A 25,401-nucleotide genomic window follows, 5' to 3' on the forward strand; every position below is an offset into this window, starting at 1 on the left:
GTGGGAAACGGCGATGACCACAGAGTCCTGGAGGTTCAGGCGTGCACCGTAGCGTAGTCCGCCCGACGGTAGGCCGTGCGGGCGCGGGATTCCTCGGAGCGGTCGTGTTGCTCACGACGGCCTGTTCGGGCAGCACGGGGGCCACCACGTCGGGAACCGAAGAATCCACGGACGCCGGCGCCGAGGCGGGTGACGCGGTCGAGACCAGCCTGGAGATCAGCCCTCAGGACGGAGAGACCGAGCTGCGTCCCGACACCCCCATCACGGTCACGGCCGAGGACGGCACCATCGACGATGTGGCTGTGTCTGCCCCGGCCTCGGGAAGTGCGGATGATGGGGACGAGTCCCAGCCGGCCGAGCTGGACGAGATCACCGGCACGTTCAACGATGACGAGACCCAGTGGACCTCGGACTGGACGCTGCCCCCCGGCACGTCCGTCTCGGTGACCGCCACCGCCACCGGCGAGGACGGTGACGATGTGCAGGAAACCAGCGAGTTCACGACCCAGGAGGTGCCCGCCGGACAGCGACTCGGCCTGGAGTCGAACTTTCCACAGAGCGGGGACACCGTCGGGGTGGGTATGCCGGTGATCGTGAACTTCACTCGGCCCGTGCACAACAAGGAGCAGGTCGAGGCTGCGATGGAGGTTGTCTCGGAGGAACCCACCCTCGGAGCTTGGAACTGGTTCGGCGACCAGATGGCTGTGTTCCGGACCGAGGACTACTGGGAGCCCTACCAGAACGTCACCGTCAATCTTCGCCTCGCCGGGGTGCGGTCCAGCCAGGATGTGTACGGCACGGACAACTACCAGATCGACTTCGAGGTCGGCCGCGAAATGATCTCGGAGATGAGTGTCCCCGACCACGAGATGGTGGTCTCTGTCGACGGTGCGGAAACCCGCACGATCGAGGTGACCAACGGTGCGGAGACCGAGCACTTCGACACCACCATGAGCGGCACCCAGCTCACGATGGAGAAGTACGAACACTACACGATGGACTCCGCCACGGTCGGAATCCCGGAGGACGACCCCGGCTATTACCGCCTGGATGTGCAGTGGGCCGTGCGCATCTCCAACAGCGGAGAGTTCATTCACGGCGCCGACTGGCATGACGACTTCGGGGAACGTAATACCAGTAACGGCTGCACCAACCTTCGCCACGACGACGCGGAATGGTTCTACGACCAGGCATTGATGGGTGATCCGGTCATCACCACCGGAACGGACCGACAGGCCGAGGTCGACAATGGCTGGGGCTACTGGCAGCGGGACTGGCAGGAGTGGCTGGACCACAGTGAGCTGGACGAGCCGCAGCACACGGACACCCCCGGCACACCGGCGCGGCCCTTCCTCCAGGAGCCGGACGAAGACTGACTCCGGCGGGGAGCGACGACACTCGCCCTGACTCGAGAGGCGTCTGCGGCCCTGAGGCGCCACTGTGGCCTCGGGACGCACTGGGCTGGGCTCCCTCTGTAGCTCGTGCTGTCCCATGCCTTCATTCGGCGGCTCGACGCCTGTGTGCCAGCGCGTGGTTCGGATGTGCTCCCCGGTGCCCGGCGGGCATGGCGTGCAGGTTTGGACTGCGGAGTCCACTCCTCTGTCCGCCTCAGCCCGGCCCCACAGTCCCAGCTGGCCCGGCTGACCCGGGCAGGGGACGGCGTTTCCCACCATGCCCGCTGTGGTTCTGTTCCGGCAGGAGCTCTATCAGTAGCTCTGACAGGAGGTCCCGCTGCGGGGCGGACACGACTGCGGCCCACCTCCTGACCCCACCGGAGTGGGCTGGAGATGGGCCGCAGTCACCGGTTGTGTCCCGGTCCCTGCTCTGTGGCGTGCAGCAGGCCGCAGCTGCGGTTATCTGTGTCGGGGGCCTTCCCTACCCGAGTTGGTGCCCGCAGCGCCGTGGTCGGCGTGGTGGTGGGCACCGGGCTCGACATGGCTCACCGGGACGTTGTCCTTGGTGTACCAGTGGTTGAGTGCCAACCACAGGCGGCCCCGCAGGCCCGAACGCTTGGGATTGGGAATCCCCTGGTCGTCGGTGGTGTCGTCCGGGGCCGGCACCGGCTCGTCCTTGGCACGCAGGGTGTCCACGGTCTCCGCCGACGACGGCTGGTGCACCTCGATGAACCTCCCGCCGGGAAGCTGCTGAATGACACCGGACTCATAGCCGTGCTCGAGGGTTTCCCGGTCCCGGCGTTGCAGCCCCAAACAGATGCGCTTGGTGATGATGAAGCCGAGGATCGGGCCCAGGATCAACGTCACCCGGAAGAAGTAGGTGGTGTGGTACAGGCTGATCGAGAACGTCTCGGCGATCACGTCATTGGCGCCCGCCGCCCACAGCACTCCGTAGAAGACGATCCCGGCGACCCCCAGGCCGGTGCGCACCGGCGCGTTCCGCGGCCGGTCCGCCACGTTGTGGTGCCGCTTGTCCCCGGTGATCCACTGTTCCAGGAACGGCCAGACCGCCAGGCCCGTGAATAGGATGCCCGGAATGACCAGGGCAGGGATCAACACACCGGTCGGTATCGCATAGCCCGCGACCTGGAAGTCGAACCAGTCCGGGAAGATTCGCAGTGAACCCTCCATGAAGCCCATATACCAGTCTGGTTGGAGACCGGAGGTGATGGACGTGGGCGTGAACGGTCCGAACAGGTGGATCGGGTTGACCTGGATGATGGCGCTCATCCCCGCGATAACCGCGAAGGTGAAGAAGAAGAACGCCCCACCCTTGACGGCGAACGCGGGGTACATCGGCGAACCGACAACCTGCTTCTCGGTGCGCCGCGGCCCGGGATACTGGGTGTGCTTCTGGTGCCAGAGGATGAAGATGTGCGCTGTAATCAACGCCAGCAGAATCCCGGGCAGGACCAGAATATGCAGGAGATACAGCCGGGAGATGATGTCCTCACCCGGGAATTCTCCTCCGAAGAGGAAGAACGACAGATGGGGACCGATCACCGGTAGGGAGAGTAGGACCCCCTGGAGGATTCGCACACCCATACCGGAGGGCATGTCGTCCGGCAGCGAGTAGCCGAACAGGCCCTCCAGGATGGCGACGATGAAGATGAGCACACCGATGAGCCAGTTGAGCTCTCGCGGCTTACGGAACGATCCGGTGAAGAAGACCCGCAGCATGTGTGCGACCAGGGCTCCCACGAAGATGAGGGCTGCCCAGTGGTGGATCTGCCGGATCAGGTTGCCCCCACGCACCTCGAACATGATGTACAGAGTGGAGGCGTAGGCCTCGCTCATCTCCACACCCTGAAGCCGGGTGTAGGCCCCGTCGTAGATGACTTCCTGCATGCTGGGTTTGAACCAGATCGACAGGAAGACCCCGGTGATGATCAGGATGATGAACGAGTAGAGGGCGATCTCGCCCAGCATGAACGACCAGTGGTTCGGGAAGACCTTGCGTAGGTTCTTCTCCCCGGTCTTGGCCAGGTGGAACCGGTCATCGAGGTAGTTGCCGGCGGAGGCCAGCGCCTTGGGTGGTTGCGTGCTCACCGGCTAGTCCTCCCTCTCCGCTAGGTAGTTGTCCCGTTCGGCGTCCCAGAACGTGGGGCCGACCGGGCTGGAGAAGTCTCCGGCCGCCACCAGATAGCCCTCGTCATCCACCCGGATCGGAAGGATCGGCAACGGACGGTGTGCCGGACCGAAGACCACCTTCGCCGCGTTTGCGGCGTCGAAGGTGGACTGGTGGCAGGGGCACAGGATCCGGTGTGTGGTCGGCTCGTACAGCGCCGCCGGGCAGCCCACGTGGGTGCAGATCTTGGAGTAGGCGATGATCCCGTTGTGGGTCCACCCCAACTGCTCCTCGGTCATTTCCGAGTCGAAGTCGTCGGGACGCATCTTGATCAGAATGATCACGGTCTTGGACTGATCGTTCAGGCTGACCGGATGCTCGGGATCCTCGGGGTTCTCCGGAAGGGCGGTGATCATACCGCCTGGCGTGGCCAGGTCCTCCGCACGAATACGCCGGGAGGTGCCCTCGACGACCATATGCATGCCGTCTTCCCACATCGTCTGTTTCAGGATGTCGCCGGGCAGGGGCCCGGTGTCCCGTAGCAGCACGATGGGAGCGACTCCGAGCGGCAGCATCGCTGCGAACAGGGTGCGGCGCATCAACGGGCGCCGGGTGAATCCGCTCTCGTTGGCGCCGCGCATGAAGAACTCCCCGAACGAGCTCTTCTCCTGCTCGTCGGAGGGCAGTTCGTCATAGGGCGAGGCGACCTCGTAGTGGGGGATCACCCGACGGACCCACACCGTCATTCCGGCGCCGATGGCGAACAGGGCCACGGTCAGGGTGCCGCCCATGGCGATATTGGCAATCTGGCCGGTGGACGGGTCGCCGACGGCGGGCCCGTCCGGCCCCGGTGGGAACAGGAAGTAGCTGACGATGAATCCGACGCCGGCCAGGAACGCGATCACGAACCACAGGGCCGCGATGCGTTCGCCCCTACGCTGCTCCTCCTCGGTACGCAGGTGCGTTTCCTCGGGAGGGTAGGGGCCTTCGTGCGCGGACGACGGCGTCGACTCCTGCGGAGCGTCCGCGGTCATGCCGGTTGGTCCGGCAGTCCCGCCCGTGGGGGTTCCGATGACCCGTTCCCCGCCTGTGCCGCTCGCCTCGTTCGCGGCCGGGTCCGGGCCGCTGTTGGGTGCTTGTGGGTTCTCAGTCATGTGCTCGCTGCTTCGCAGTGATCCAGACGGCGGCCGCGATGATCAGGCCGATTCCGATGGTCCACGCGATGAAGCCCTCAGCGGCCTGCCCGATGCGGTTCAGGTTGAAGATCCCGCCGGCGTCCGCCTCCATCTGGAGCTCCTCGACGTGGGTGATGATGTCCTGCTTCTCCTCCGGAGTGACAGTGGTTTCGTCGAACACGGGCATGGCCCCCGGGCCGGTCAGCATCGCCTCGTAGAGCTGCCGCGGAGTCGCCTCACCGATGGGCGGCGCGTAGTGCCCGTCGGTGAGGGCACCCCCGGTGCCCGACCAGCTGTGGCACTGGGCACAGTTCGTGAGGTAGAGCGTCTGTCCGGCATCGATGTCGCCGCCACTGACGTAGGCCTCGTACTCGGCCTCGTAGGTCTCGAGCGCCTCTTCGTAGGCCTCGTCGCCGGCCGCGCCATCCTCGAACTCTGCGCGTTCGGGTTCACTGCCGGGCGCGTCGAGGGGAATCGCCGGGCCCCCACCGAACTCCTCAGAGATGTAGGCCGCGAGATCGGCGGTTTCCTCCCGGTCATAGACCGGCTCCTTGCGCGGCATCTGGACGTCAGGGTCCATGGACGGCATGCGTCCGGTGCTGACCTGGAAGTCCACCGAGGCTGCGCCCACACCGACGAGTGAGGGGCCGTTCTCGGTTCCCTCACCGCCCATTCCGTGGCAGCTCGCGCAGCTCTGGGTGAAAATCTGCTTGCCGTTGCTGATGTCGACGTCCTCGTAGATGTCGGCGTCAGCGCTCTGCGCCTGGGCTTGCGCCCGGTCAGCGTTGTCGGGGGCCACCACGGAGTACACACCTCCGAGGAGAGCCAGCGCTAGGACGACGACGGCGTAGCCCGCGAGGGGATGCCGTCGCCGCGCGTTAATCCATTTCACGGTTTCCCCGTTCCGGGTCACAGGACGACTGGGATCAAGTAATCCAGGATGTAGATGGTGAAGAACAGACCGATCCAGACCACGTCAACGAAGTGCCAGTAGTAGGACACGACGATGGCACTAGTTGCCTGCTGGTGGGTGAAGCGCTTCGCGGCGTAGGTGCGTCCCAGCATGAACAGGAACGCGATCAGGCCACCGATCACGTGCATGAGGTGGAAGCCCGTGGTGAGGTAGAACATCGAGCCGTAGGCACTGGACTGGAGGGTCAACCCCTCGTGTGCCACCAGCTCGTAGTACTCGAAGCCCACGCCGATGACGAAGATCAGACCCATCAGGAAGGACACGTAGAACCAGAACCGGAGCTTGCGCACATCGCCACGTTCCGCGGCCCACACACCCGCCTGGGCGGTGAAGCTCGACGCGATCAGGATCGCCGTGATCGTGAAGGCGAGCGGCAGATTGAAGTGCGTGTCCGGCCACTGGCCGAGGTCCGGGTTGCCGAGGGTCACTGATCGGATGGTGAAGTACATCGCGAACAGCGCGGCAAAGAACATGAGCTCGTTGGCGAGCCACACGATGGTGCCAACGCTTACGAGGTCAGGACGTCTGGGCGCACCATGCGCTGGTGCGGTTTCTTGGTTCGCGGTTGCTGTCGCCACGGGAGCATTATCGCGGTAACTCACGCGACCTGTTACCCGACCCCCCGACAGTCACGAAATCAGCGCTGTCGCCGGTCGGGTGCCGGACCGCGACCGATGCCCCACCATGATGTCCCGTGCGGGACGCCAAGGCAATAGGGTTGGGGAAACGACGTTCGTACCCGGACGGGGACCACGGTAGCCCATCGCCGGGTATGTCTCGGCCGGGTGTGGCGGTTCGGACAGTGCCCGCACCTCCGCGCCCACGTGACGACGAGGACGGTGAGTGATGGCCGGCGACGAGGGTACACAGGAACCGGCACGGATGCGGGTGCTGCTGTACAGCAACAGTTCCCAGGTGCGAGAGCAGGTACGGCTGGCGGTCGGCCGACGTCCGGCCGCGGATGTGCCCAGGGTCGAGTTCGTGGAGTGCGCCACCGAGCCCGTGGTCCTGCGCCGGCTGGCAGAGGAGCACATCGATGTGGCGATCCTGGACGGGGAAGCCCAGCCCGCTGGGGGTATGGGGATCTGCCGTCAGGCCAAGGACGAGATCTACCGGTGCCCTCCGGTACTGGTGCTCATCGGGCGCCGGGACGACGGATGGTTGGCGACCTGGTCCCGCGCCGACGCGGTGAGTACGCATCCGGTGGATCCCGTGGAGCTTCCCGCGGCTCTCGCCGACCTGATGCGGCAGCGCGTGCAGCTGGCTCCGACCTCCGCCCAACCGCCTGCGTAACGAACACGAGGACTGTGTACCGTGGCCACGAATCCGGATCATTCCCAGCACCCGGCCAGCGCCGGGCCCTCGGTCTCCTCCGCACCCGCCACCTCCACCACGGCTGATTCCGCTTCCGGGTGGCCGGCGTTGCTGTCGACTCTCCTGGCGGGAGAGTCCCTGTCCTCGGCGGACACCCGATGGGCAATGGGTGAAATCATGTCCGGGTCGGCCACCGAGGCCCAGATCGCCGCATTCGCCATCGCGCTGCGCGCCAAGGGCGAGGAGGTTTCCGAGGTTCTGGGGCTCGCCAACGGGATGCTCGAACACGCTGTGCGGATCACGGTGCCCGGCCCCACCCTGGATGTGGTGGGGACCGGCGGGGATCGTGCGCACACGGTCAACGTGTCCACAATGGCGGCGATCGTGGCCGCGGCCTGCGGTGCCACGGTCGTCAAGCACGGAAACCGAGCGGCCTCGTCCTCATGTGGAACCGCCGACGTTCTGGAGCGCCTCGGGGTGGTTATCGACCTCTCACCCCGACTCACCGCACAGGTCGCCCAGGAGGTGGGCATCAGCTTCTGCTTCGCCCCGCTGTTTCATCCCTCGCTGCGACACGCCGCGAAACCCCGTCGCGAGCTGGGAGTACCGACGCCCTTCAACTTCCTCGGCCCGTTGACCAACCCTGCCAGTCCCAGCTCCGCGGCTATCGGTGTCTTTGATCCACGGATGTGTGCGGTGTTGGCCGGGGTCTTCGCCGAGCGTGGGGTTTCGGCGTTGGTCTTCCGCGGTGATGACGGCCTGGACGAACTGACGACGACCACCACGTCCACGGTGTGGTGGGTTCGGGACGGGCACGCTGTTCGCGAGCGGGTGGATCCTGCCGACCTCGGCATTGCACGCTCCGAACCGGACGCGCTGCGGGGTGGGGACGTAGAGTTCAACGCTGCGACGGTATGGCGGTTGTTGGACGGCGAGCCCGGACCGGTGCGGGATGCGGTCCTCCTCAACGCCGCGGCCGCCCTGGTCGCAGTTGGAATCGTGGACACCTCCGGGGATACCACGCTGACCGAGGCCCTGCGGGCTGCCCACGAACGCGCTGCGGCTGCTGTGGACGACGGTTCCGGGCGACGGCTGCTGAACCGGTGGGTTGAGGTCAGCCAGGCCTACGCCAAGCAGTCCTGATCCCCGCTCCAGCGGGGGCGCATGCTCAGTCCTCCATGCCCAGGGAGAACGCGGACTGGAGGTCGTGGCGGGAATAGGTGTGAAAGGCGATGTGCGTGTCGGACGCCAGCACGCCGGGCACCTGGTTCACCCGTTGGGGAATGACCTCCGCCAGCTCGTCGTGCTGACGGACCCGTACGATCGCGATGAGATCCGTGTTTCCGGTGACGGAGTACACTTCGCTGACGCCGTCGATGCCCGCGATCTCCTGTGCGGTCTCGGGGATTCGGTTCACATCGGCCTTGATCATGACGATCGCGGTGATCACGCGGAAAACTCCTCGGGTCGTGGGATGGGTGGCTAGCTGGGTGGCGTTCCTACGCCGAGGCGCCAGTGTCGCCGGCTGGTGAGAAGTCCGCCGATGACCCCGGCCAGAAAACCGTACACGTGGACGTCGTAGGCGATCTGTGGGCCGTCCGTATCGGCGGGACTCAGGTAGAAGAGGTACTGCAAAACGAAGTACGTCGCAACGACCACCCACCCGGGAAGACGTACCGGGATCAGCCAGAGGATCAGGGTGAGTACTCGGGACCGGTGCTGAACCACGAGGTAGGCCCCCAGGACTCCGGAGATCGCACCGGAGGCCCCCACCAGCGGTACGGCATCCGTGGGAGCGCTGAGAGCGTGCGCCAAGGCGCCGACGACCCCACAGGACAGATAGAAGGCAACAAAGCGTAGACGCCCCAGGCGGTCTTCGACGCAGGGGCCGAACACGAACAGGAACACCATGTTGCCCACCAGGTGGGCGGGTGTGGCGTGCAGGAACATGTGCGTGACCACAGAGGCCACCGGTGTGGGACCGGGCACGGAACCGGGGCAACCCGTCCAGCCCGAGACCTCGGCGTTTCCCAGGAGCTGGGCGGGCACGAGCCCCCAGGACACCAGCACTGTCTCCTGAGCGCAGGCCCGCTCCGGCCCGAGACCGCCGTACCAGAACGCGACCGTCGAAAGCGGCGACAGCAGAAACACCGTCACGTTCACCGCGATCAGACCGTAGGTCAGTACCGGCAGGCGGCGCGGCGGATAGTCGTCACTGAGCGGGATACTCGCCACGGTGCCAGTCTGTCAGGTCACGATAGCGCTCCGCCCCGTCGATCGGGCAGGCCCAGGTTCCGGTCAGTTCCACCAGGCGCGTTCCCGGCTGCTCCAGCCACGCCAGGACCGCCTCCATTTCGGTGGCGCTGGCCGCCGGGGTCGGGCCCGGCCCACCCGACACGGTCTCCGCCGTCGCGACGGTGGCCCGCAGGTAGGCCTGCGGATCGGCCTCGGGGGGCAGGACTCCGCTCGCGGCGAGCCGCCCGGAACGCACCACTGCGAGTTCCCAGCGGTGCTCCTCGGCTGTGGGTTCCCCGTAGGGGCGGGTCCGCCGAGCGGCGACGAGATGGGAGCAGGACGCCAGGGCCGTGAGACGTTGCTGTCGACGCGCGCCCCGTAGGTAGGCGGACAGACGATCCCGAACCTGGCCCGCCTCCTCGTAGCGCTGCTGGGCGGCCAGCGATTCGATCCTGCGGGTCAACGGCGTGCGGACCATCTCGGTGTCGCGGTGCATCGCCCCCTCCAGAAGCTCGGCGGTCGTGGGCTCCTGCGGCCTTGGCGTTGAGGCAGGACCAGACGTCGGGCGCAGCGCGACCGAACCCAGGGCCTGGCGTAGGGCGGCACGGGCGAGTTCCGCCTCGCGGACACTCGAGAACGGGCCCAGACACGCCGGCGCCGGTCCGGCGGTGCCCGCGGGGACGGGATTGGCGCACCGTTCGATACGCAGGGCGGAGGGGGAGGGCTCCCGTTCCGGGGCGATCCTCAGCCATACGAATTGGCCCGGTTTGCGAGGACGTCGGTTGTAGTGGGGAGTGTGCTCGGCGATAAGCCGGAGCTCGCGCACCTCGGCTTCCAGCGCGGTCGGGCACACGATCGGACGCACGCGGTGGGCGAGGTCCAGCATCTGGCGAATATGCCGGCGCTTTTCGGATCCGGTGAAGTAGGAAGCAACCCTGGACCGGATATTGGCGCTCTTCCCGATGTAGAGCGCCTGCCCGTGCGCATCCTCGAAGACGTACACGCCGGGCAGTGCGGGAATTCCATCGAGGTCCACCCGGCTGCGTGCCCGCCGTTGGGCCGCACTGGCAGGGCTGGCGGACAGGGAACGCAGCTCCGGCAGCGTGGTGACGCCCTGGCCCTGCGCACGCTCCATGGCGGCGCGCAGGACCCCCGCGGTGGCCCGGGCGTCGTCCAGGGCCCGGTGTCGGGGTTGCTGCTCCAGACCAAGATGCTGGGCCAGAGTGCCCAGCTTGTGATTGCGGACCTCCGAGCGAGGGAAGAGTTGCCGTGCGAGAGATACCGTGTCCAGAATTGGAGGACTTGGCCAGTCGAAACCATGCTGGGCGCAGACCGCCTTGAGGAATCCGACGTCGAACGCGGCGTTGTGTGCGACGAGCACGTGGTCGCGGGCGAACTCCAGGAACGCGGGGAGGACGGCTTCGACCGGTGGTGCCGTGGAGACCATCGCTTCGGTGATCCCGGTCAGCAGGGTGATGAACGGAGGGATCGGATGCCTGGGATGGACGAGGGTCGCGAACTCGGCGACGTCGTCCGCTCCCCGCAGCTTGACCGCGCCGATCTCGGTGATTCCCGCCTCCTGCGGTCGGGAGCCGGTGGTCTCGAGGTCCACCACGACGAAGGTGGTTTCCGACAGGGCCTCGGGGAGCTCGTCGAGACTCAGCTGCTGGGGCGGAAACGACGCGGGATCTGCACTCACCCCGCCAGGGTAGTGCGCAGTCATGGGGGCCTGCGTCCGCGGGGGCCGGGAGGAATCGAGGCACGGACGGGGACGCGGCAGCGGTGAGGGATGCGCAAGCTACCACGAGCAGTGGCGAGGACCCCGACGGGCTGGGCCGGCCGCTGGCGCCGGCGGTGCGGGAGCGCGTCGTGGATCACGCCTCGGCCACGCTCCAAGCGCTGCCGCAGGCGGAGATCCCGGCGGCACTGCGGCAGGTGGCGCGGTTCGAACCCAAACGTCGAGCCCGTCTGGCCGGTGGGCAGATCGCTGCGCAGCTGGAGAAAGATCCGGTGTTCCGTGCCGCGGTGACCCAGCAACTGTCTGAGGAGTTTCCCGAGGTCGTTGCCGCCCTGCGGGAGGGCACGACTCCCGCTGCGGCAGATCCGGTGACGGTTGCGGCCGTCGCTTATCTGGTCCGCGGGCCGGACTGGGTCGAGATCGTCACGGCTGCCGAGACGGAGCTGCGACGCGAGGAGGAACACCAGGCCGAGCGAGAGGCCCAGGACAGCCTGCGCAGTCTCCAGAAGAAGGTGGACGACACCCGTCGCCAGGCCCGCGAGGAACAACGGCGACTGCGTTCGGAACTGCGCACGGCACGCAGCACTATCGCCGATCTACGTCGCGCGGCTCACGCCGAGCGTACGCGAGCTCGCCGCGCGGAGGATCGGGCCGAGCAGGTGGAGCAGGAGACCCAGGGCGAGGTGTCGCGGCTACGGGAGGAGCTGGCGGCGGCTCGCGCCGAGAACCGCCGGCTGCGGGAACGCCTGGAGACCGCCCAGTCTCAGGCCGACAGCGCGCGCCAGGCAGCCAAGGCCGGTCGTAGTGCCGAGGATGCGCGGCTGCGGGTGCTGCTGGAGGTGCTCCAGGGGGCTGCGCACGGACTCTGGCGTGAACTGGACCTGCCCAGCACGATCGAACGTCCCGCGGACCTGGTGGCCGAGGTTGAGACCGCGACGGGAAAGGAGGCCACCCGCGGCGAACGGGAACGTGGACAGCCTGCGACGACGGCCCCCATGCCGGCCGCGGGCCGTCCGGATGACGATCCCGGACTGTTGGACGAGGTCCTGCGCATGCCGCAGGTGCATTTGCTCGTGGACGGCTACAACGTAACCAAGTCCGCCCATCCAGAGATGACACTCCAAGAACAGCGGGAGTGGTTGCTTGCGGGCCTGGAGGGTCTCGCCGCCCGCACTCGCGCGGAGATCACCTGCGTCTTCGACGGTGCGAACATGGCCACCCCCGTGCCGACGCCCCCGTCCCGTCGTCGCGTACGTCTCCTGTTCAGCGCTGCGGAAGAAACGGCGGACACGCTGATCATTCGCATGGTCCGCGCTGAACCGGCCGGGCGCCCCATCGCCGTGGTTAGCTCGGATGCCGAGATCGCCTCCACGGTCCGGCGAGCCGGGGCGCGGGCGCTGCCCAGCGCCGTGCTGGCCCGGGGCCTGCGGGCGGCAACGAACTGAGCACGCACTGGTCCGGGGCCTGCGGGCGGCAACGAACTGAGCACGCACTGGTCCGGGGCCTGCGGGCGGCAACGAACTGAGCACGCACTGGTCCGGGCCGTGGGTTGTGTGGATCTGCGGGGTGCCTTCGGTGCGCCGGGAGACGAGGTGCGCCGGGAGACGAGGAGCACGGTGGGGTGCGGGCGGTGGCGGGGTGTACTGGCCGCGGAGGTCGGTCACACCCAACCCGGCTGATGCATGTACACAGGGTCTTCGGTGCCGGTGCGGATGGCGAAGGTCCGACCGTCCGGACGGCCCGCGACGTGCCGCGCCAGCGCTAGGTGGGGGGCGTGTTCGTCCTGGAGTCGGAACCGTCGGCGGCGTTCGCAGGATCCGTTCCTGTTCGGAGGCCGGGTGCGGGTGCGGAGGTGGGACGTGTCCTGGGGGCGATGGTGGGTGTGGTGTGGGGTTGCCCGTGCGCGTCGTGTCGGCCGGCGGCGGCATCGCGCCCTGGGGACGCTCGGCCGCACGACGGCCAGCGGGCGTGGGGGGCGTGTGCAGTGTGCTGCGCCGGGCTGGGAATCGTTCCTCGCAGGGGCGCCCGTCCGTGGGCTTACGGGCGGCGGTGTGGGAGCGCGCCAGCCAGCCCGAGCTGGGCCGCTCCGACGGCCCGCGGGCCTGGTGGCGTCACCAGGCCCAGGGTGGGGTCCCTGTGCGGGGCTGCGGGTCTGGGGGTGCAGGTCGCCGGCCGGGCCGGGACCGCATCCCTGGAGCGGTCGGCCTGGTGTGTGGTCACGGGTGTGGGGAAACCACTCTGCCCACCCTCGCCCACAGGCAGGAGCAACCAGCCGTACCCCACGCCCGCCGGCTGTCAGCACGGTGCGTAGGGCTACCCGACCACTGGCACCACGATTCTCCGCTGGCCGTCGTGCGGGGGAGCGCCCCCAGGGCGCGACGCCGCCGGCGGCCGACACGGCGCGCGCGGGCAACCACCCACCGCACCCACCATCACCCCCGCAGAGAGCCGGCGCTGGTGTTGGCCCAACCACGAGTAGAGACAACGCGAGGTACGCCAGGGCGCCGCCGTACGCTTGAGCCACAGGCAGACTCACCCCCACGCCACAGCCAACCGGGCGAGCCCCAGATCCCACCAGCCCGAGCATGTACGTCCCTGTGCCCCGGCCCCGGGGCCGTCGGTTGCCGCGCCCCGGTTGGCCCCGGGGCCGTCGGTTGTCCACAGTGGCGGGTAGGATCGCTGCGGAGGACATCCGAGAACGTGGACGGGTTCGGTCCGAGGCTGCACATCCCGGTGGGTGGGGTCTCCGAGGATTCTGGGGACACGGTTGTCACCTGGGACGGTTGTGCAGCGCGTGCCCGTCCGCTACCTTTCTGTCCGAAGCCTGTCCCCTCTGCTCCGGTTGGGCGATACTGCCCCGGAGCGTGTCCCCACCGGCTTTCGCGGACCGCGGCCGAGACAACGATGCGCCCTGGTGGCGGCGATCCGCGGGCCCGCGTGTGCCGCTGGGTCACAGATCGAAGGAGCGTGTACCGCCGTGACTGACAGCGTAGGTCGGCGTACGGGTCGTCGGATCGTCACTGGCCTGAGCTTTGCCGCGGCTGGTGGTCTGGTCCTGCCGGCCGGGGTTGCCCACGCCGATCCGGAGCCCTCGGAAGACGAGGTCAGAGAGCGCGTCCAGGAGCTCGACGAGGAGGTCAGCGAGCTGGTCGAGGCCTACAACGAGGCCGAGGAGGACGCGGAGGCGGCCGAGGAACGCCTCGAGGAGATCGAGGAACAGATCGAGGAGGAGGAAGAGCGGCACAGCGGTCTCCGCGATGACGTGCGTCAGCTCGCCAGCTCCGTTTACCAGGGCAACGACCTCGACTCGACGACCAATATCCTCTCGGTGGACGATCCGGACACCCTCCTCGAACAGGCCGACGACCTGGACTACCTCTCGGACAGCCGGTACGCACAGCTGGAAGAGTTCGTGGAGTCCTCGGAACGTCTGGAAGGGCTGCGTGAGGAGGCCGAGGAGGCCCACGACGAGGCCGACGAGCACCTCTCCGACATCGAGGAGCAGCGTGAGGAGGTCGAGGAGGCACTCGCGGAGCAGGAAGCCCTCCTGGACGAGTTCGACTCACCGGGAAGCACCGAGAGTGTTGACTACGACGGGAGCGCCTCCGGCGACGCTCGGGGAGCCATTGACTATGCCCTGGCCCAGGTCGGCAAGCCCTATGTGTGGGGTGGGACTGGCCCGGACGGCTTCGACTGCTCCGGGCTTACCATGCGCGCCTGGGGCTCGGTTGGGGTGAATCTTCCGCGCACCACGGGTGGCCAGTCGGGTGTCGGCACGCGGGTCTCCAAGGGTGAGCTCCAGCCCGGCGACCTGGTGTTCTTCTACGGTGGCGTCTCACACATGGGGTTGTACCTCGGGGACAACCAGATGGTGCACGCCCCCAGTAGTGGCCGCCACGTCGAGGTGGTCTCCCTCGCCGGCTACTGGGATGGGCATTTCCAGTTCGGAGTGCGGGTCTAGGGACGTCCGTCCCAGCTTTTTCTTCGTGACTGCGCCCCGCAGAGCATGGCTCTGCGGGGCGCAGTCACGCCTCGGATCGCCCGGCGGTGTGCGATCAGGGTGCCAGAGCCGCATCAGTTCCGTCCCGCAAGCTGTGTTGGGACGCGCTGGTGCGGGGGGCACGGCCCCGTGGGCGGCCGGCGTGGCACCTGGTGGGCTCTGCACCCCAGCACCGAATGCTCCTGCCCTGAGCCGGGCCTGGTTCCAGCCGGGCCCGGCACGCGTGCGGCCCGGGGCCGCGCACGGTCCCGGGCCGCAGTGCCGAGGAGGTTTACCCCTCCGCGTACATTTTCTCGATCTCGTTGGCGAACTGCTTGGTGACCACGTGCCGCTTGATCTTCATGGAGTCGCTGACGTAGCCGCCGGCGATGGTCCATTCCTCCGGGAGGATGGTGAACTTGCGAATCGACTCCGCCTTCGACACTGCGTTGTTGGCGTTGTCGATGGCTGTCTGGATCTCGGCGACCAGGTCCGGATCGTCGACAAGTTCGGCGATCTCACCTGTCTTGTTGTTCTGTTGCTTCCAGAACTCGATGGCCTCGGGGTCGATGGTGACCAGGGCGGAGATGAAGTTGCGGCCGTCGCCGACCACCATGCACTGGCTGACCAGGGAGTGGCCACTGACGCGGTCCTCCAGCACGGCGGGGGCGACGTTCTTGCCCCCGGATGTCACCAGGATCTCCTTCTTGCGGCCGGTGATGCTGAGGTAGCCGTCCTCGTCGATGGAGCCCAGGTCACCACTGCGGTACCAACCGTCCTCGGTGAAGGCGTCCTTGGTGGCGTCCTCCCGGTTGCGGTACCGCTGCATCACGTTGATGCCCTTGATCAGGACCTCGCCGTCCTCGTCCAGCTTGATACTGACACCCGGTAGCGGCCGGCCGACCGTTCCGACCTTGACCTTGTCCGGTGGGTTGACGGTTGCCGGAGCGGACGTCTCGGTGATGCCGTAGCCCTCGAGAATCGTGAGGCCCGCACCGCGGAAGAAGTGGCCCAGTCGGGAGCCGAGCGCGGATCCGCCGGAAACCGCGTACTGTGCCTTGCCGCCGATACGGTCCAGGATCTTGCGGTAGACGAGCTTGGCGAAGATCGCGTGCTTGATCCGTAGCCCAAGGCCAGGCCCACCGGGGGTGTCCTGGGCCTTGCTCCACTCGATCGCGGTGTCCGCGGCACGCTGGAAGATCTTGCCCTTGCCCTCGGACATGGCCTTCTGCTCGGCCTTGTTGTAGACCTTCTCGAAGACACGGGGAACCGCCAGCAGGAAGGTGGGCTGGTAGCTGCCCAGGGCGTCGATCAGCTCCGGACCCACGTCCGGGAAGTGGCCCATGATCGTGTCCGACTCCACACAGCCGATCTGGATGATCCGGGCAAAGGAGTGGGCCAGCGGAAGGAACAGCAGAGTGGCACGGTTCTCCATGCCGAAAATGTCCTTGAGCTGGTCCTCGTTCACGTTGCGGATCGTGGCCAGAAGGTTGTGATGTGTGAGTTCACAGCCCTTCGGGCGCCCCGTCGTGCCCGAGGTGTAGATGATCGTCGCGAGCTGTTCTGCGGTGACGCTCGTGCGACGGTCCTCCAGGGCCTCGTCGGAGATGTCCGTGCCGGCCGAGCGGAGCTCGTCCAGTGCGCCCCCGTCGATCTGCCACACGTGGGTGAGTCCCTCGAGGTTGCCCCGCACCTCTTCGACCCGGCCCTGGTGCTCGGCGTGCTCGACGAACACCGCCTTGGCGCCGGAGTCACTCAGGACCCACTCCACCTGCTCCGCGGAGGAGGTCTCGTAGATGGGAACGGTGACGGCGCCCGCCGTCCAGATCGCATAGTCGAGAAGAGTCCACTCGTAGCGCGTACGGGCCATGAGGCCGACCCGGTCACCCTGGTCGATCCCGGACGCCACCAGCCCCTTGGCGAGGGCGGATACGTCGTCACGGAACTCTCGTGCGGTGACGTCGCGCCAGCTGGCTCCCTCCTGTCTCCGGAACATCACCCCATTGGGTTCTGCCGCGGCGCGTTCGAAGACCTTGTCAGTCAGCCGTTGGTCGGAGGTGACCTCCACCTTGGCCTGGTTGGTGTACTCGCGCACGAATCTCGCTCCTGGACTACGACATACTCGGCTCGGAAACGTGACGACGGTAACAAGATCTGCTACCCGCCGGTAGGTATGAGAGCCTACTTGGTACCTGAAAGTAATCTGACCTTGATTCTGTCCGCGTGTCACCTGGGGATCCGACTCCGTCTACGCAGAGCGGTTACGGTGGCACCACGAGCTGAGACAAGGGTTGGTCGATTATGGCAGAACGTGAAGGTACGGATCGTGAGACCAACGCGTCCACGGACATCATTGACGATGCGCTTCGGCTGGTGGACACCCTACAGCGCAAGCTGATCGTGGCCGGTGTCCGGCGTGGTGTGTCCGGAACGACCTCCGCCCCGGCCAAAGGTGACGTCTGGGAGGAAGCCGTCAAGGAGGAGCCACGTCAGGAGGATCCCCCTCTGGATCAGCTCGTCCAGATCGCCCGCACGGCCGCCCCCGAGGTGGCCGGACACCTGGGCCGGGCCGGGTCGACCCTGCTGGGGGCGCTCGGGGAGAGCTGGCAGGTGGTGGAACGCTCGCTGCGGCAGGCCGAACAGCAACGCTCCAGTTCCACGGACACCTCCTCCGATACCTCCGAGCTGACGGACGGCCGGTAGGGGGGTTGGACGTGATCCCGGTCCAGGCTGGTTTAATCCAATGGTTTACTCCAGTTGGATCGAGCGAGCGAGAGGACCGGGATGCGGCTAACGATCGGTGTGGACGTCGGCGGGACCAAGGTGGCCGCCGGAGTTGTCGACACGACAGGAACCGTGCACCGCACCGTGCGGCAGCCAACTCCCTCAACGGAGGGGCCCGACGCGGCGACGGAGGTGGTCTGCGCCGCCATCGAGGAGCTTCTGGGGGACCCTGGGCTTGGCGCCGAGGTCGACGGCATTGGGATCGGGACCCCGGGTTTCGTGGACGAGAGTCGTTCGGTGGTCACCTTCGCCCCGAACCTCCCCTGGCGGGAGGAACCGCTACGGAGCCGGGTTCACGAGCGGTTCGGCCTTCCGGTGGTCGTGGAGAACGATGCCAACGCCGCCGCGTGGGCCGAGGTGCGGTTCGGCGCCGCACAGAACGCCAGCGAGGTGGTGTGCGTCACCCTCGGAACCGGGATCGGTGGGGGACTGGTCCTGGGGGGAGAGCCCTACCGGGGCAGATTCGGGATTGCCGCCGAGATCGGACACTTCCAGGTGGTTCCCAACGGTCGACGGTGTGGCTGCGGTAAGGACGGCTGCTGGGAACAGTACGCGAGCGGACGCGCACTCGTAGCCACAGCACGCTCCCTGATGGACAGCGTGCCCGAGCGGGCCGTGCGGCTGCGGGAGCAGTGTGGCGACGACTCCCAACAACTCACCGGACAGGATGTGATGACCGCGGCTCAGGCCGGAGACGCCATCGCCCTGGAGGCATTCGCTGTTGTCGGTGCGTGGGCGGGCCAGGGGATCGCGGCCCTGACCGCGATTCTCGACCCCGAGTACGTGGTGCTGGGTGGTGGGGTCGCCGATGGAGGCGAGATCATCATGGATCCGATGCGGGCTGCGTTCCAGAGGCACGTCACCGGTGGATCCTTCCGGCGGCTTCCCGAACTGCGTCAGGCGCAGCTGGGGTCGGCAGCCGGACTGGTGGGCGCCGCCGACCTGGCGCGACGCTGACGAACACCGGTTCGCGTCTCACACCACGGCGCCGTTGTCCGGTCCCTCACCGGGGGGCCGGTCGTTGCGCATACGGGCGACGAGTACGACGAAACCGCCGATGAACCACGCGACCAGCAGCAGTGCCATCCACCCGGGGATGGACTGGCCCAGAAGCATCATCAGGATCCACAGGGCCGGTCCCCCCAACAGGCCACCCCAGGCGAGCCGGCTCACGACATCGCCGCGGGGGAGGGGCGGGGCCGGAGGAGGCACGAAGTGACCCTCGTCGTCCTCCTGCGGTGCCGGCTCCCCGGAGGTGTTGGGGTGGTCACGCTCGTCGTCCGCAGCGGGGCTGCTTCGGAGCACCACAAACCTGGAGATCCGCCCCGGTGGCGGATCCCGGTCCGAGGCCGGCTCGGTGGTGTCGGTGTCGGTGTCGGTGTCTTCGTCTGGGTCGAGATTCTCCGCGTCCGGCCAGTGCGCGTCCGAACCGCTGGATTCGTAGTAGCGGGCCACCAAATCGTCCCAGAGGCTGTCCGCGCCACTGGTGGACGCTCCCGGATCTTGCTTGGTGTCCCCGGGGACGTGGCCGGTCTCGGCGCTGTCGAGCGTGTCCCGGTCTCGGCCGCTCGGGGCGGCGGTGTCGGGAAACAGGTCGGCGGAGACCTCCGGGAATCCGGCGTGGATCAGGTCTGCGGCAGCCATGCGCTTCTCGGCGTCAACAAAGAGTTGATGTGTGGCGTGCCGGGTAGCCAGGTCCACATAGCCAGCAATCTCGGCACCCCGCAGGGCATCCAGCACGGGCTGGGTATACTCTGCTGGCACCGGGGCCAGCGCGACAAACGACTCCGCGGGCAGACCGTTGTCCCAGCGTCGGGCCATCCTCACACCCTTTCTGCTGCCCCGTCCTCGGGTGCCCGGCCGTTGTCTCACCCTACTACGTAGGCGCCGTGGACGGTGGCGACATACGGCGACATACACAGCCGGTGATTCGGCTAGCGTGGACGGTCCACGGCCGCGTTCCGGTCGGCTTCCGTTCTGTGACCACTGCACCGGTTACGGGACGGAGATCGGGCCAGGGTAAGCCCACACCGGCGTTGGTGCTGGTCGACGCCGGTGGGATGATGTCGGGGATCGTCGAGGACAGCGGGAAGGTGAACGTGTCAGAGCGCATCGATCGCCCCCGGCGGGGCACGACGGCGGAGGTGACCGCGTGTTCTACTGGGTAGTCAAGATGATCCTCGGCCCGATCCTGGCCATTCTGTGGCAACCTCGTGCCGAGGGAGTGGAGAACGTGCCCCGGCATGGTCCGGCCATCATGGTGGGAAATCACCTCTCCCTGGCCGACCACTTTTTTGGTCCCCTGCCGCTGCCGCGTAAGATCACCTTCCTGGCGAAGTCCGACTACTTCACCGGCACCGGGGTCAAGGGTTTTCTCACCCGCATGTTCTTCAGCGGCGTGGGTCAGCTTCCCATCGACCGGTCCGGGGGGCGGGCCAGTGAGGCCGCGCTACGAACCGGCAAGCGGGTCTTGGACCAGGGGCGCCTTCTGGGAATCTACCCTGAGGGCACCCGCTCCCCGGATGGTCGCCTGTACCGCGGCAAGACCGGCGTTGCCCGGATCATTCTGGAATCCCAGGCCCCGGTGATTCCCATGGCCATGATCAACGCGGAGAAGATCATGCCGCCCGGACGCACCGTGCCCAAGCTCGGAATTCGGCCGATCGTCAGGTTCGGTAAGCCGCTGGACTTCTCCCGCTACTACGGCCTGGAGCGCGACCCCCGCGTACTACGGGCCGTTACCGACGAGTGCATGTACGCGCTGCTGGAGCTGTCCGGTCAGGAGTACGTGGATCGCTACGCGCAGTCGGTCAAGGCCGAGCTGGAGCGGGAAGCCAAGGAGGAGCGGGACGCCGAACGTGCCGAACGCCGTGCCGAACGCCAAGCTGAACGGGAGCAGCAGCGGGCGCAGAGCCGGTCGTGGCGCGACCGCCTGCGGTTCTGGCGTCGATCCGGTGAGGATGGCGACTCCGGGACCGACAGCGGGTAGTTCGACGGCGGTGGTGCAGGACAGCAGCGCGTCCGGGACGCGGCCCCAACCGCCGCACGGGTTCGATGTTCCGCTGTGGCGGGGGATCGCGGCGTTTCGGATCGCCTCCTTGGGCTATGTGGTGGTGCTGGTCATACAGCACCACCAGCTCCTGGCCCGGCCGTGGGTCGCCTGGGCTCTCGTTGTGGTGATGGTGGCCTGGACCGTGGTCGCCACCTACGCCTACTCCCGCCCCGAGATGCGGGGATGGCCCCTGCTGCTGGTGGACCTTGCGATCGCCTACGGGTGCCTGCTCGGCACGGGACTCGCGGTCTCTCCCAGCTACCTACGTATGGCCCCACCGTTGACCACAACGTGGTTCGCCGGAGCGGTGTTGGCCACCTCGGTGCTGCGGGGTCGCCGGTGGGGGATGACGGCTGCCCTGGGCTATGGAGCCGCCGATGTGCTGCTGCGCTGGAGCCTAGACCTGTCGATGACAGCGGCGACGCCGCGCGGCGTCGTGTTGCTGTTGTTGGCGAGCTACGCCCTGGGGTATATGGCGACTCTGGCCACCGAGTCCGAGCGGCGCCTGGCCCAAGCCGTGGAGTTGGAGGCACGGACCCGTGAACGGGAACGACTGGCGCGGTCCATTCACGACTCCGTGCTCCAGGTGCTGGCGATGGTGCGGCGCCGGGGCGACGAAGTGGGCGGCACCGCGGCCGAGCTCGGCCGGCTCGCCGGACAGCAGGAGGTCGCGCTGCGAGAGCTGATCGGTGCCCCGCAGCCGGCGTCCCCGGAGTCCCCGGGGGCGGGTACCGACCGTGAGCTGGACCTGCGGCCGCTGCTGCGTGCCCACGCCACGGAACGGCACAGTGTGGCTACCCCACCGACCGAGATTCCCGTGCCGCGTAACGTCGCCACGGAAGTGGACGCCGCCGTCCGTGCGGCATTGGACAATGTGGCACGGCACTGTCCGTCCGACACGCGTGTGTGGATTTTCGCCGAACTGGACGAAGGTGTCGTCACGGTTGCCGTTCGTGACGATGGGCCCGGTATCGCCCCGGGCCGACTCGCCGAGGCTGCCGGGGACGGACGACTGGGGGTGGCCCAGTCCATCCGTGGCCGTATCCACGAGCTTGGCGGAACTGTCACCGTGACCAGCGAGCCGGGGGAGGGGACCGAAGTGGAACTCTCCGTTCCCCTCCCCGCGGGCACCTGAGCCCGCGTCCAAGCGGCGCTGCATGACAGGCGGCGAGGCACTACGGTTACGGACATGACGGATGTGCGGGTGTTGGTGGTGGATGACCACCCGATGTGGCGGGACGCTGTGGAGCGCGACCTCACCGAGGCGGGCTGCACGGTGGTGGCCACGGCCGGAGAGGGAACCAAGGCGCTGCGGGTTACCCCTGCCGTAGCCCCCACGGTCGCGGTTGTGGACCTCCAGCTCCCCGACGTTTCCGGGGTGGAGGTGACCCGACGTCTGGTGGCGATGGACACCCCACCCCGGGTGCTGGTGCTTTCCGCCAGTGGGGAGCACGATGATGTCCTGGAGGCGGTCAAGGCGGGCGCAACCGGCTATCTGGTGAAGTCCGCCAGCCGCACCGAGCTGATCGACGCTGTGCAGCGGGTGCACGAGGGGGAAGCTGTGTTCACCCCGGGACTGGCCGGGCTGGTCCTGGGGGAGTATCGCCGGCTGTCCTCCCAGGCAACGGCCGCCCAACACGAGGACCGGGACACCGCGGCACCGCGCCTGACCGAACGGGAAACCCAGGTTCTGCGGCTGGTCGCCAAAGGGTTGACCTATAAGCAGATCGCCACGCGCCTGTCCGTGTCCCACCGCACCGTGCAGAACCACGTCCAGAACGTCCTGGGCAAACTGCAACTGCACAATCGGGTGCAGCTGGTCCGCTACGCCCTGGCCGAAGGATTGGATGACGGCACCGAGGAGACGCCCTGAGTCGGAACCCCAGCGGCGATCAGGAGCCGCTCATACTGCACTGCTGGGGTCTGGCTACTGCTGCTGGACCCAGTCCTTGGCCCGCTCCACGGCACGGAGCCACTGCCGGTATGCGGCCTCCTGCGCGGCACGCTGGCTGTCGTCAGGCACCTGTGGGGTGAACCTGCGGTCCAGATGCCAGGTAGCCGTCAGCTCCTCGGTCGAGGACCACACCCCGCTGCCCAGCCCGGCGAGGAACGCCGCCCCCAGCGCGGTGGTCTCCTGCACGGTGGGTCGCGCGACGCTCACCCCCAGCTGGTCGGCCTGCATCTGGCAGAGCAGATTGTTCGCCGCGGCGCCCCCGTCCACCCGCAGCTCTTCGGTGTCGGTGCCCGAGGCGCTGGACATGGCATCAACGACGTCACGCACTTCGAAGGCGATTGCTTCCAGGGTGGCCCGCATGATGTGCGCGCGTCCGGTCCCCCGGGTGATTCCGAGAATGGCGCCACGCGCCTGCGGGTCCCAGTGCGGCGCGCCGAGCCCCGTCAGGGCGGGGACGAACACCACCCCGTTGGAGTCGGACACCGTACGCGCCAGACCTTCGGCCTCCTGGGCGCTGTCGATCATGCCCAAACCGTCCCGCAGCCACTGCACCGCCGCACCGGTCACGAAGATCGATCCTTCCAGCGCGAAGTCACGGTGCCCGTCCGGGTGCTGCCACAGCACTGTGCTCAGCAGGCCCCGTTCGGGCGGCACGGGCGCCTTACCGGTGTTGACCAGGACGAAGGAGCCCGTGCCGTAGGTGCACTTGGAGGATCCCGGCTCGTAACAGTTCTGCCCGAACATGGCGGCCTGCTGGTCTCCGGCGATTCCGGATATGGGCAGCCGCAGGCCGAGGAACTCGCCGGGGTCGGTTTCGGCGATGGTGCCGTAGGAGGGAACCACCTCCGGCAGGGCGTGCTCGGGAACACCGAACAGGGCGCACAGCTCCGGGGACCAGGTGCCCTGGTGGATGTCGTACAGCAGGGTGCGCGAGGCGTTGGACGCGTCGGTGACGTGGCGGCGGCGACCCGTCATGCGAGCGATCAGGTAGGAATCCACAGTTCCCACCGCCACGGAGCCGTCCATGACCCCCTGCCACGCGCGCCGGTCGTTGCGGGAGATCCAGGTGAGCTTGGTGGCGGTGAAGTAGGGGTCGAGTCGGAGCCCGGTGAGTTCGGTCACGCGTGGCTCGTGCCCGGCCTCGGCCAGTTCCGTGCACAGCTGCGCGGTACGCCGGTCCTGCCAGACGATCGCCCGACGGGGAGCGGAGCCACGCTCGCGGTTCCACAGCACGGCGGTCTCGCGCTGGTTGGTGATTCCCACACATTCGGGTTCGGCGTCGGTGGCGTCCACGGCTTCCTGCGTGGCGGCCAGTGTGGCCTGCCAGATTTCCTCGGGAACGTGCTCGACCCACCCGGCGGCCGGGTAGTGCTGTGCGAACTCCTGATAGCCCCGGGCCAGCACGGTTCCCTCGGTACTGACCACGAGGGCGGTCACTCCCGTGGTCCCGGCGTCGATGGTGAGCACTGCCATGGGTTTGGCCTCCAGAGGTTGTCCCGGCTATGGTCTAGACCAAATGCGGATCCTGAGCCCGCAGTCGTCGTTCCTGGCGTACCCACATGTGTGCTGGCTGTAGCCGGGAAGGACGGGTGCGGTCTCGGTCATGATTCGTCCATCCATACGTTGAGCAATCGAGGAGACAGGCATGCGAGTCGGGGTCCTGACTGGTGGCGGCGATTGCCCGGGGCTGAACGCCGTGATCCGTGCGGTCGTGCGGAAGGGCATCAAGGACTACGGGTACGAGTTCGTCGGGTTCCGGGACGGCTGGCGGGGGCCGCTGGACGGCGACACGATGCCCCTGGACATCTCTGCGGTACGCGGCATCCTGCCGCGGGGCGGCACCATCCTGGGCTCCTCGCGCACCAACCTGATGAAGGTTGAGGGTGGGGTCGAGAAGGTCAAGCAGACCATGTCCGAGCTGGGTGTGGACGCGCTGGTGGCCATCGGCGGTGAGGACACCCTCGGTGTGGCCACCCAGCTGACCGAACAGGGCGTGAACGTTGTCGGCGTCCCGAAGACCATCGACAACGATCTCAACGCCACCGACTACACCTTCGGTTTCGACACCGCTGTGAACATCGCGACGGAGGCCATCGACCGGCTGCACACCACGGCCGAGTCGCACCACCGCGCCCTCGTGGTCGAGGTCATGGGGCGGCACGCGGGCTGGATCGCCCTGCACTCCGGTATGGCGGCCGGCGCCAACGTGATCCTGATCCCGGAGCGCCCCTTCGACATCGACGAGGTGGTTGCCCACGTCGAGAGCCGGTTCCAAACCAACTACGCCCCCATCGTGGTGGTCGCCGAGGGCGCACACCCCAAGGAAGGCCAGATGCAGCTTCAGACCGGGGAGCGGGACTCCTTCGGTCACGTGCGCCTGGGTGGCATCGGACAGCGCCTCGCCGAGGAGCTGGAGCAGCGCACCGGCAAGGAGTCCCGTTCGGTGGTGCTGGGGCACGTGCAGCGGGGCGGTACCCCCTCGGCCTTCGACCGCGTGCTGGCCACCCGTCTGGGCGTCAATGCGATCGAGGCGGTCCAGGCCGGAGCCTTCGGGCAGATGGTTGCCCTCCAGGGCACGGAGATCGTGCGCGTGAACCTCTCCGCAGCCACGGACAAGCTCAAGACCGTTCCGGAGGAGCGCTACGCCGAGGCCGAGGTGTTCTTCGGCTGAGGTA

At 67.6% G+C, this 25,401-nt stretch carries 21 protein-coding genes; 11 read left to right on the top strand and 10 right to left on the bottom strand.

All coding sequences use genetic code 11. The annotated features are described in order from the left end of the window. The first annotated feature begins 41 nt into the window (after positions 1 to 41). A complete protein-coding gene (locus RIF23_RS00090; RefSeq protein WP_310910210.1) occupies positions 42 to 1,376 on the top strand; it encodes a L,D-transpeptidase in 1,335 nt (444 codons plus the stop codon). A gap of 477 nt (positions 1,377 to 1,853) precedes the next feature. On the opposite strand, the gene qcrB is transcribed toward RIF23_RS00090, so the two are convergent. From qcrB to ctaE, 4 genes are read right to left on the bottom strand one after another with little or no spacing between them, the layout of a single operon-like run. Further along, positions 1,854 to 3,503, bottom strand: coding sequence for a cytochrome bc1 complex cytochrome b subunit (qcrB, locus tag RIF23_RS00095; protein ID WP_310910211.1), 1,650 nt, complete (start codon positions 3,501 to 3,503; stop codon positions 1,854 to 1,856). 3 nt (positions 3,504 to 3,506) lie between these two features. Then, positions 3,507 to 4,676 carry a cytochrome bc1 complex Rieske iron-sulfur subunit gene (gene qcrA / locus RIF23_RS00100; RefSeq protein ID WP_310910212.1) on the bottom strand — a complete coding sequence of 390 codons (1,170 nt, stop codon included), beginning with the start codon at positions 4,674 to 4,676 and terminating at the stop codon, positions 3,507 to 3,509. Continuing rightward, positions 4,669 to 5,589 carry a cytochrome bc1 complex diheme cytochrome c subunit gene (gene qcrC / locus RIF23_RS00105; protein ID WP_310910213.1) on the bottom strand — a complete coding sequence of 307 codons (921 nt, stop codon included), beginning with the start codon at positions 5,587 to 5,589 and terminating at the stop codon, positions 4,669 to 4,671. Before qcrC ends, qcrA begins: the two co-directional genes overlap by 8 nt. Before the next feature lie 17 nt (positions 5,590 to 5,606). Next, the gene (gene ctaE / locus RIF23_RS00110) at positions 5,607 to 6,272 is read right to left on the bottom strand and encodes an aa3-type cytochrome oxidase subunit III (protein ID WP_456085730.1); all 666 of its coding nucleotides are present in this window, start codon (positions 6,270 to 6,272) and stop codon (positions 5,607 to 5,609) included. A 244-nt stretch (positions 6,273 to 6,516) separates the two neighbouring features. On the opposite strand from ctaE, the gene RIF23_RS00115 reads away from it, so the two are divergent. Beyond that, the gene (locus RIF23_RS00115; RefSeq protein WP_310910214.1) at positions 6,517 to 6,963 is read left to right on the top strand and encodes a hypothetical protein; all 447 of its coding nucleotides are present in this window, start codon (positions 6,517 to 6,519) and stop codon (positions 6,961 to 6,963) included. A gap of 21 nt (positions 6,964 to 6,984) precedes the next feature. Continuing rightward, positions 6,985 to 8,127 (top strand): anthranilate phosphoribosyltransferase, encoded by a 1,143-nt coding sequence (trpD, locus tag RIF23_RS00120; protein ID WP_310910215.1) that lies wholly within the window; start codon positions 6,985 to 6,987, stop codon positions 8,125 to 8,127. Between the two features lie 25 nt (positions 8,128 to 8,152). Here the strand turns inward: trpD and RIF23_RS00125 are convergent, their stop codons facing one another. The 3 genes from RIF23_RS00125 to RIF23_RS00135 are packed head-to-tail and all read right to left on the bottom strand — an operon-like array spanning position 8,153 to position 10,942. Continuing rightward, entirely contained in the window at positions 8,153 to 8,434 is a 282-nt protein-coding gene (locus tag RIF23_RS00125; RefSeq protein ID WP_310910216.1) for an Lrp/AsnC family transcriptional regulator, read from the bottom strand. A gap of 32 nt (positions 8,435 to 8,466) precedes the next feature. Further along, a complete protein-coding gene (locus RIF23_RS00130) occupies positions 8,467 to 9,219 on the bottom strand; it encodes a rhomboid family intramembrane serine protease (RefSeq protein WP_310910217.1) in 753 nt (250 codons plus the stop codon). Next, positions 9,197 to 10,942, bottom strand: a complete 1,746-nt coding sequence (locus RIF23_RS00135) for a DEDD exonuclease domain-containing protein (RefSeq protein WP_310910218.1) — start codon at positions 10,940 to 10,942, stop codon at positions 9,197 to 9,199. The genes RIF23_RS00130 and RIF23_RS00135 overlap by 23 nt, the downstream gene beginning before the upstream one ends. Positions 10,943 to 11,001: 59 nt before the next feature. Here RIF23_RS00135 and RIF23_RS00140 point away from each other — a divergent pair, with 59 nt between their 5' ends. Both RIF23_RS00140 and RIF23_RS00145 read left to right on the top strand, forming a co-directional pair. Continuing rightward, positions 11,002 to 12,402: an NYN domain-containing protein gene (locus RIF23_RS00140; RefSeq protein WP_310910219.1), complete on the top strand. Its 1,401-nt coding sequence runs from the start codon at positions 11,002 to 11,004 to the stop codon at positions 12,400 to 12,402. Positions 12,403 to 13,934: 1,532 nt separating this feature from the next. Beyond that, positions 13,935 to 14,918 (top strand): C40 family peptidase, encoded by a 984-nt coding sequence (locus RIF23_RS00145; protein WP_310910220.1) that lies wholly within the window; start codon positions 13,935 to 13,937, stop codon positions 14,916 to 14,918. A 310-nt stretch (positions 14,919 to 15,228) separates the two neighbouring features. Here RIF23_RS00145 and RIF23_RS00150 read toward each other — a convergent pair whose 3' ends face one another. After that, complete coding sequence (locus tag RIF23_RS00150; protein WP_310910221.1) at positions 15,229 to 17,031, bottom strand: AMP-dependent synthetase/ligase; 1,803 nt, start codon at positions 17,029 to 17,031, stop codon at positions 15,229 to 15,231. A 206-nt stretch (positions 17,032 to 17,237) separates the two neighbouring features. On the opposite strand from RIF23_RS00150, the gene RIF23_RS00155 reads away from it, so the two are divergent. Both RIF23_RS00155 and RIF23_RS00160 read left to right on the top strand, forming a co-directional pair. Next, positions 17,238 to 17,639 (top strand): hypothetical protein, encoded by a 402-nt coding sequence (locus RIF23_RS00155; RefSeq protein WP_310910222.1) that lies wholly within the window; start codon positions 17,238 to 17,240, stop codon positions 17,637 to 17,639. Positions 17,640 to 17,720: 81 nt separating this feature from the next. Further along, positions 17,721 to 18,677, top strand: coding sequence for an ROK family glucokinase (locus RIF23_RS00160; protein ID WP_310910223.1), 957 nt, complete (start codon positions 17,721 to 17,723; stop codon positions 18,675 to 18,677). A gap of 18 nt (positions 18,678 to 18,695) precedes the next feature. Here RIF23_RS00160 and RIF23_RS00165 read toward each other — a convergent pair whose 3' ends face one another. Then, entirely contained in the window at positions 18,696 to 19,541 is an 846-nt protein-coding gene (locus tag RIF23_RS00165) for a hypothetical protein (protein WP_310910224.1), read from the bottom strand. A gap of 331 nt (positions 19,542 to 19,872) precedes the next feature. Here RIF23_RS00165 and RIF23_RS00170 point away from each other — a divergent pair, with 331 nt between their 5' ends. From RIF23_RS00170 to RIF23_RS00180, 3 genes are read left to right on the top strand one after another with little or no spacing between them, the layout of a single operon-like run. Continuing rightward, positions 19,873 to 20,709 (top strand): lysophospholipid acyltransferase family protein, encoded by an 837-nt coding sequence (locus RIF23_RS00170; protein ID WP_310910225.1) that lies wholly within the window; start codon positions 19,873 to 19,875, stop codon positions 20,707 to 20,709. A gap of 10 nt (positions 20,710 to 20,719) precedes the next feature. Continuing rightward, positions 20,720 to 21,907: a MacS family sensor histidine kinase gene (macS, locus tag RIF23_RS00175; RefSeq protein ID WP_310910226.1), complete on the top strand. Its 1,188-nt coding sequence runs from the start codon at positions 20,720 to 20,722 to the stop codon at positions 21,905 to 21,907. Positions 21,908 to 21,961: 54 nt separating this feature from the next. Next, on the top strand, positions 21,962 to 22,645 hold the full coding sequence (locus RIF23_RS00180; protein WP_310910227.1) for a response regulator transcription factor: 684 nt from the start codon (positions 21,962 to 21,964) through the stop codon (positions 22,643 to 22,645). Between the two features lie 54 nt (positions 22,646 to 22,699). On the opposite strand, the gene glpK is transcribed toward RIF23_RS00180, so the two are convergent. Beyond that, a complete protein-coding gene (glpK, locus tag RIF23_RS00185; protein WP_310910228.1) occupies positions 22,700 to 24,199 on the bottom strand; it encodes a glycerol kinase GlpK in 1,500 nt (499 codons plus the stop codon). 172 nt (positions 24,200 to 24,371) lie between these two features. Here glpK and RIF23_RS00190 point away from each other — a divergent pair, with 172 nt between their 5' ends. Further along, a complete protein-coding gene (locus tag RIF23_RS00190; RefSeq protein WP_310910229.1) occupies positions 24,372 to 25,397 on the top strand; it encodes a 6-phosphofructokinase in 1,026 nt (341 codons plus the stop codon). Positions 25,398 to 25,401: the final 4 nt, after the last annotated feature.

Origin of the sequence: Lipingzhangella rawalii (genome assembly GCF_031628175.1) — a bacterium.
Lineage (GTDB): Bacteria > Actinomycetota > Actinomycetes > Streptosporangiales > Streptosporangiaceae > Lipingzhangella_A > Lipingzhangella_A rawalii.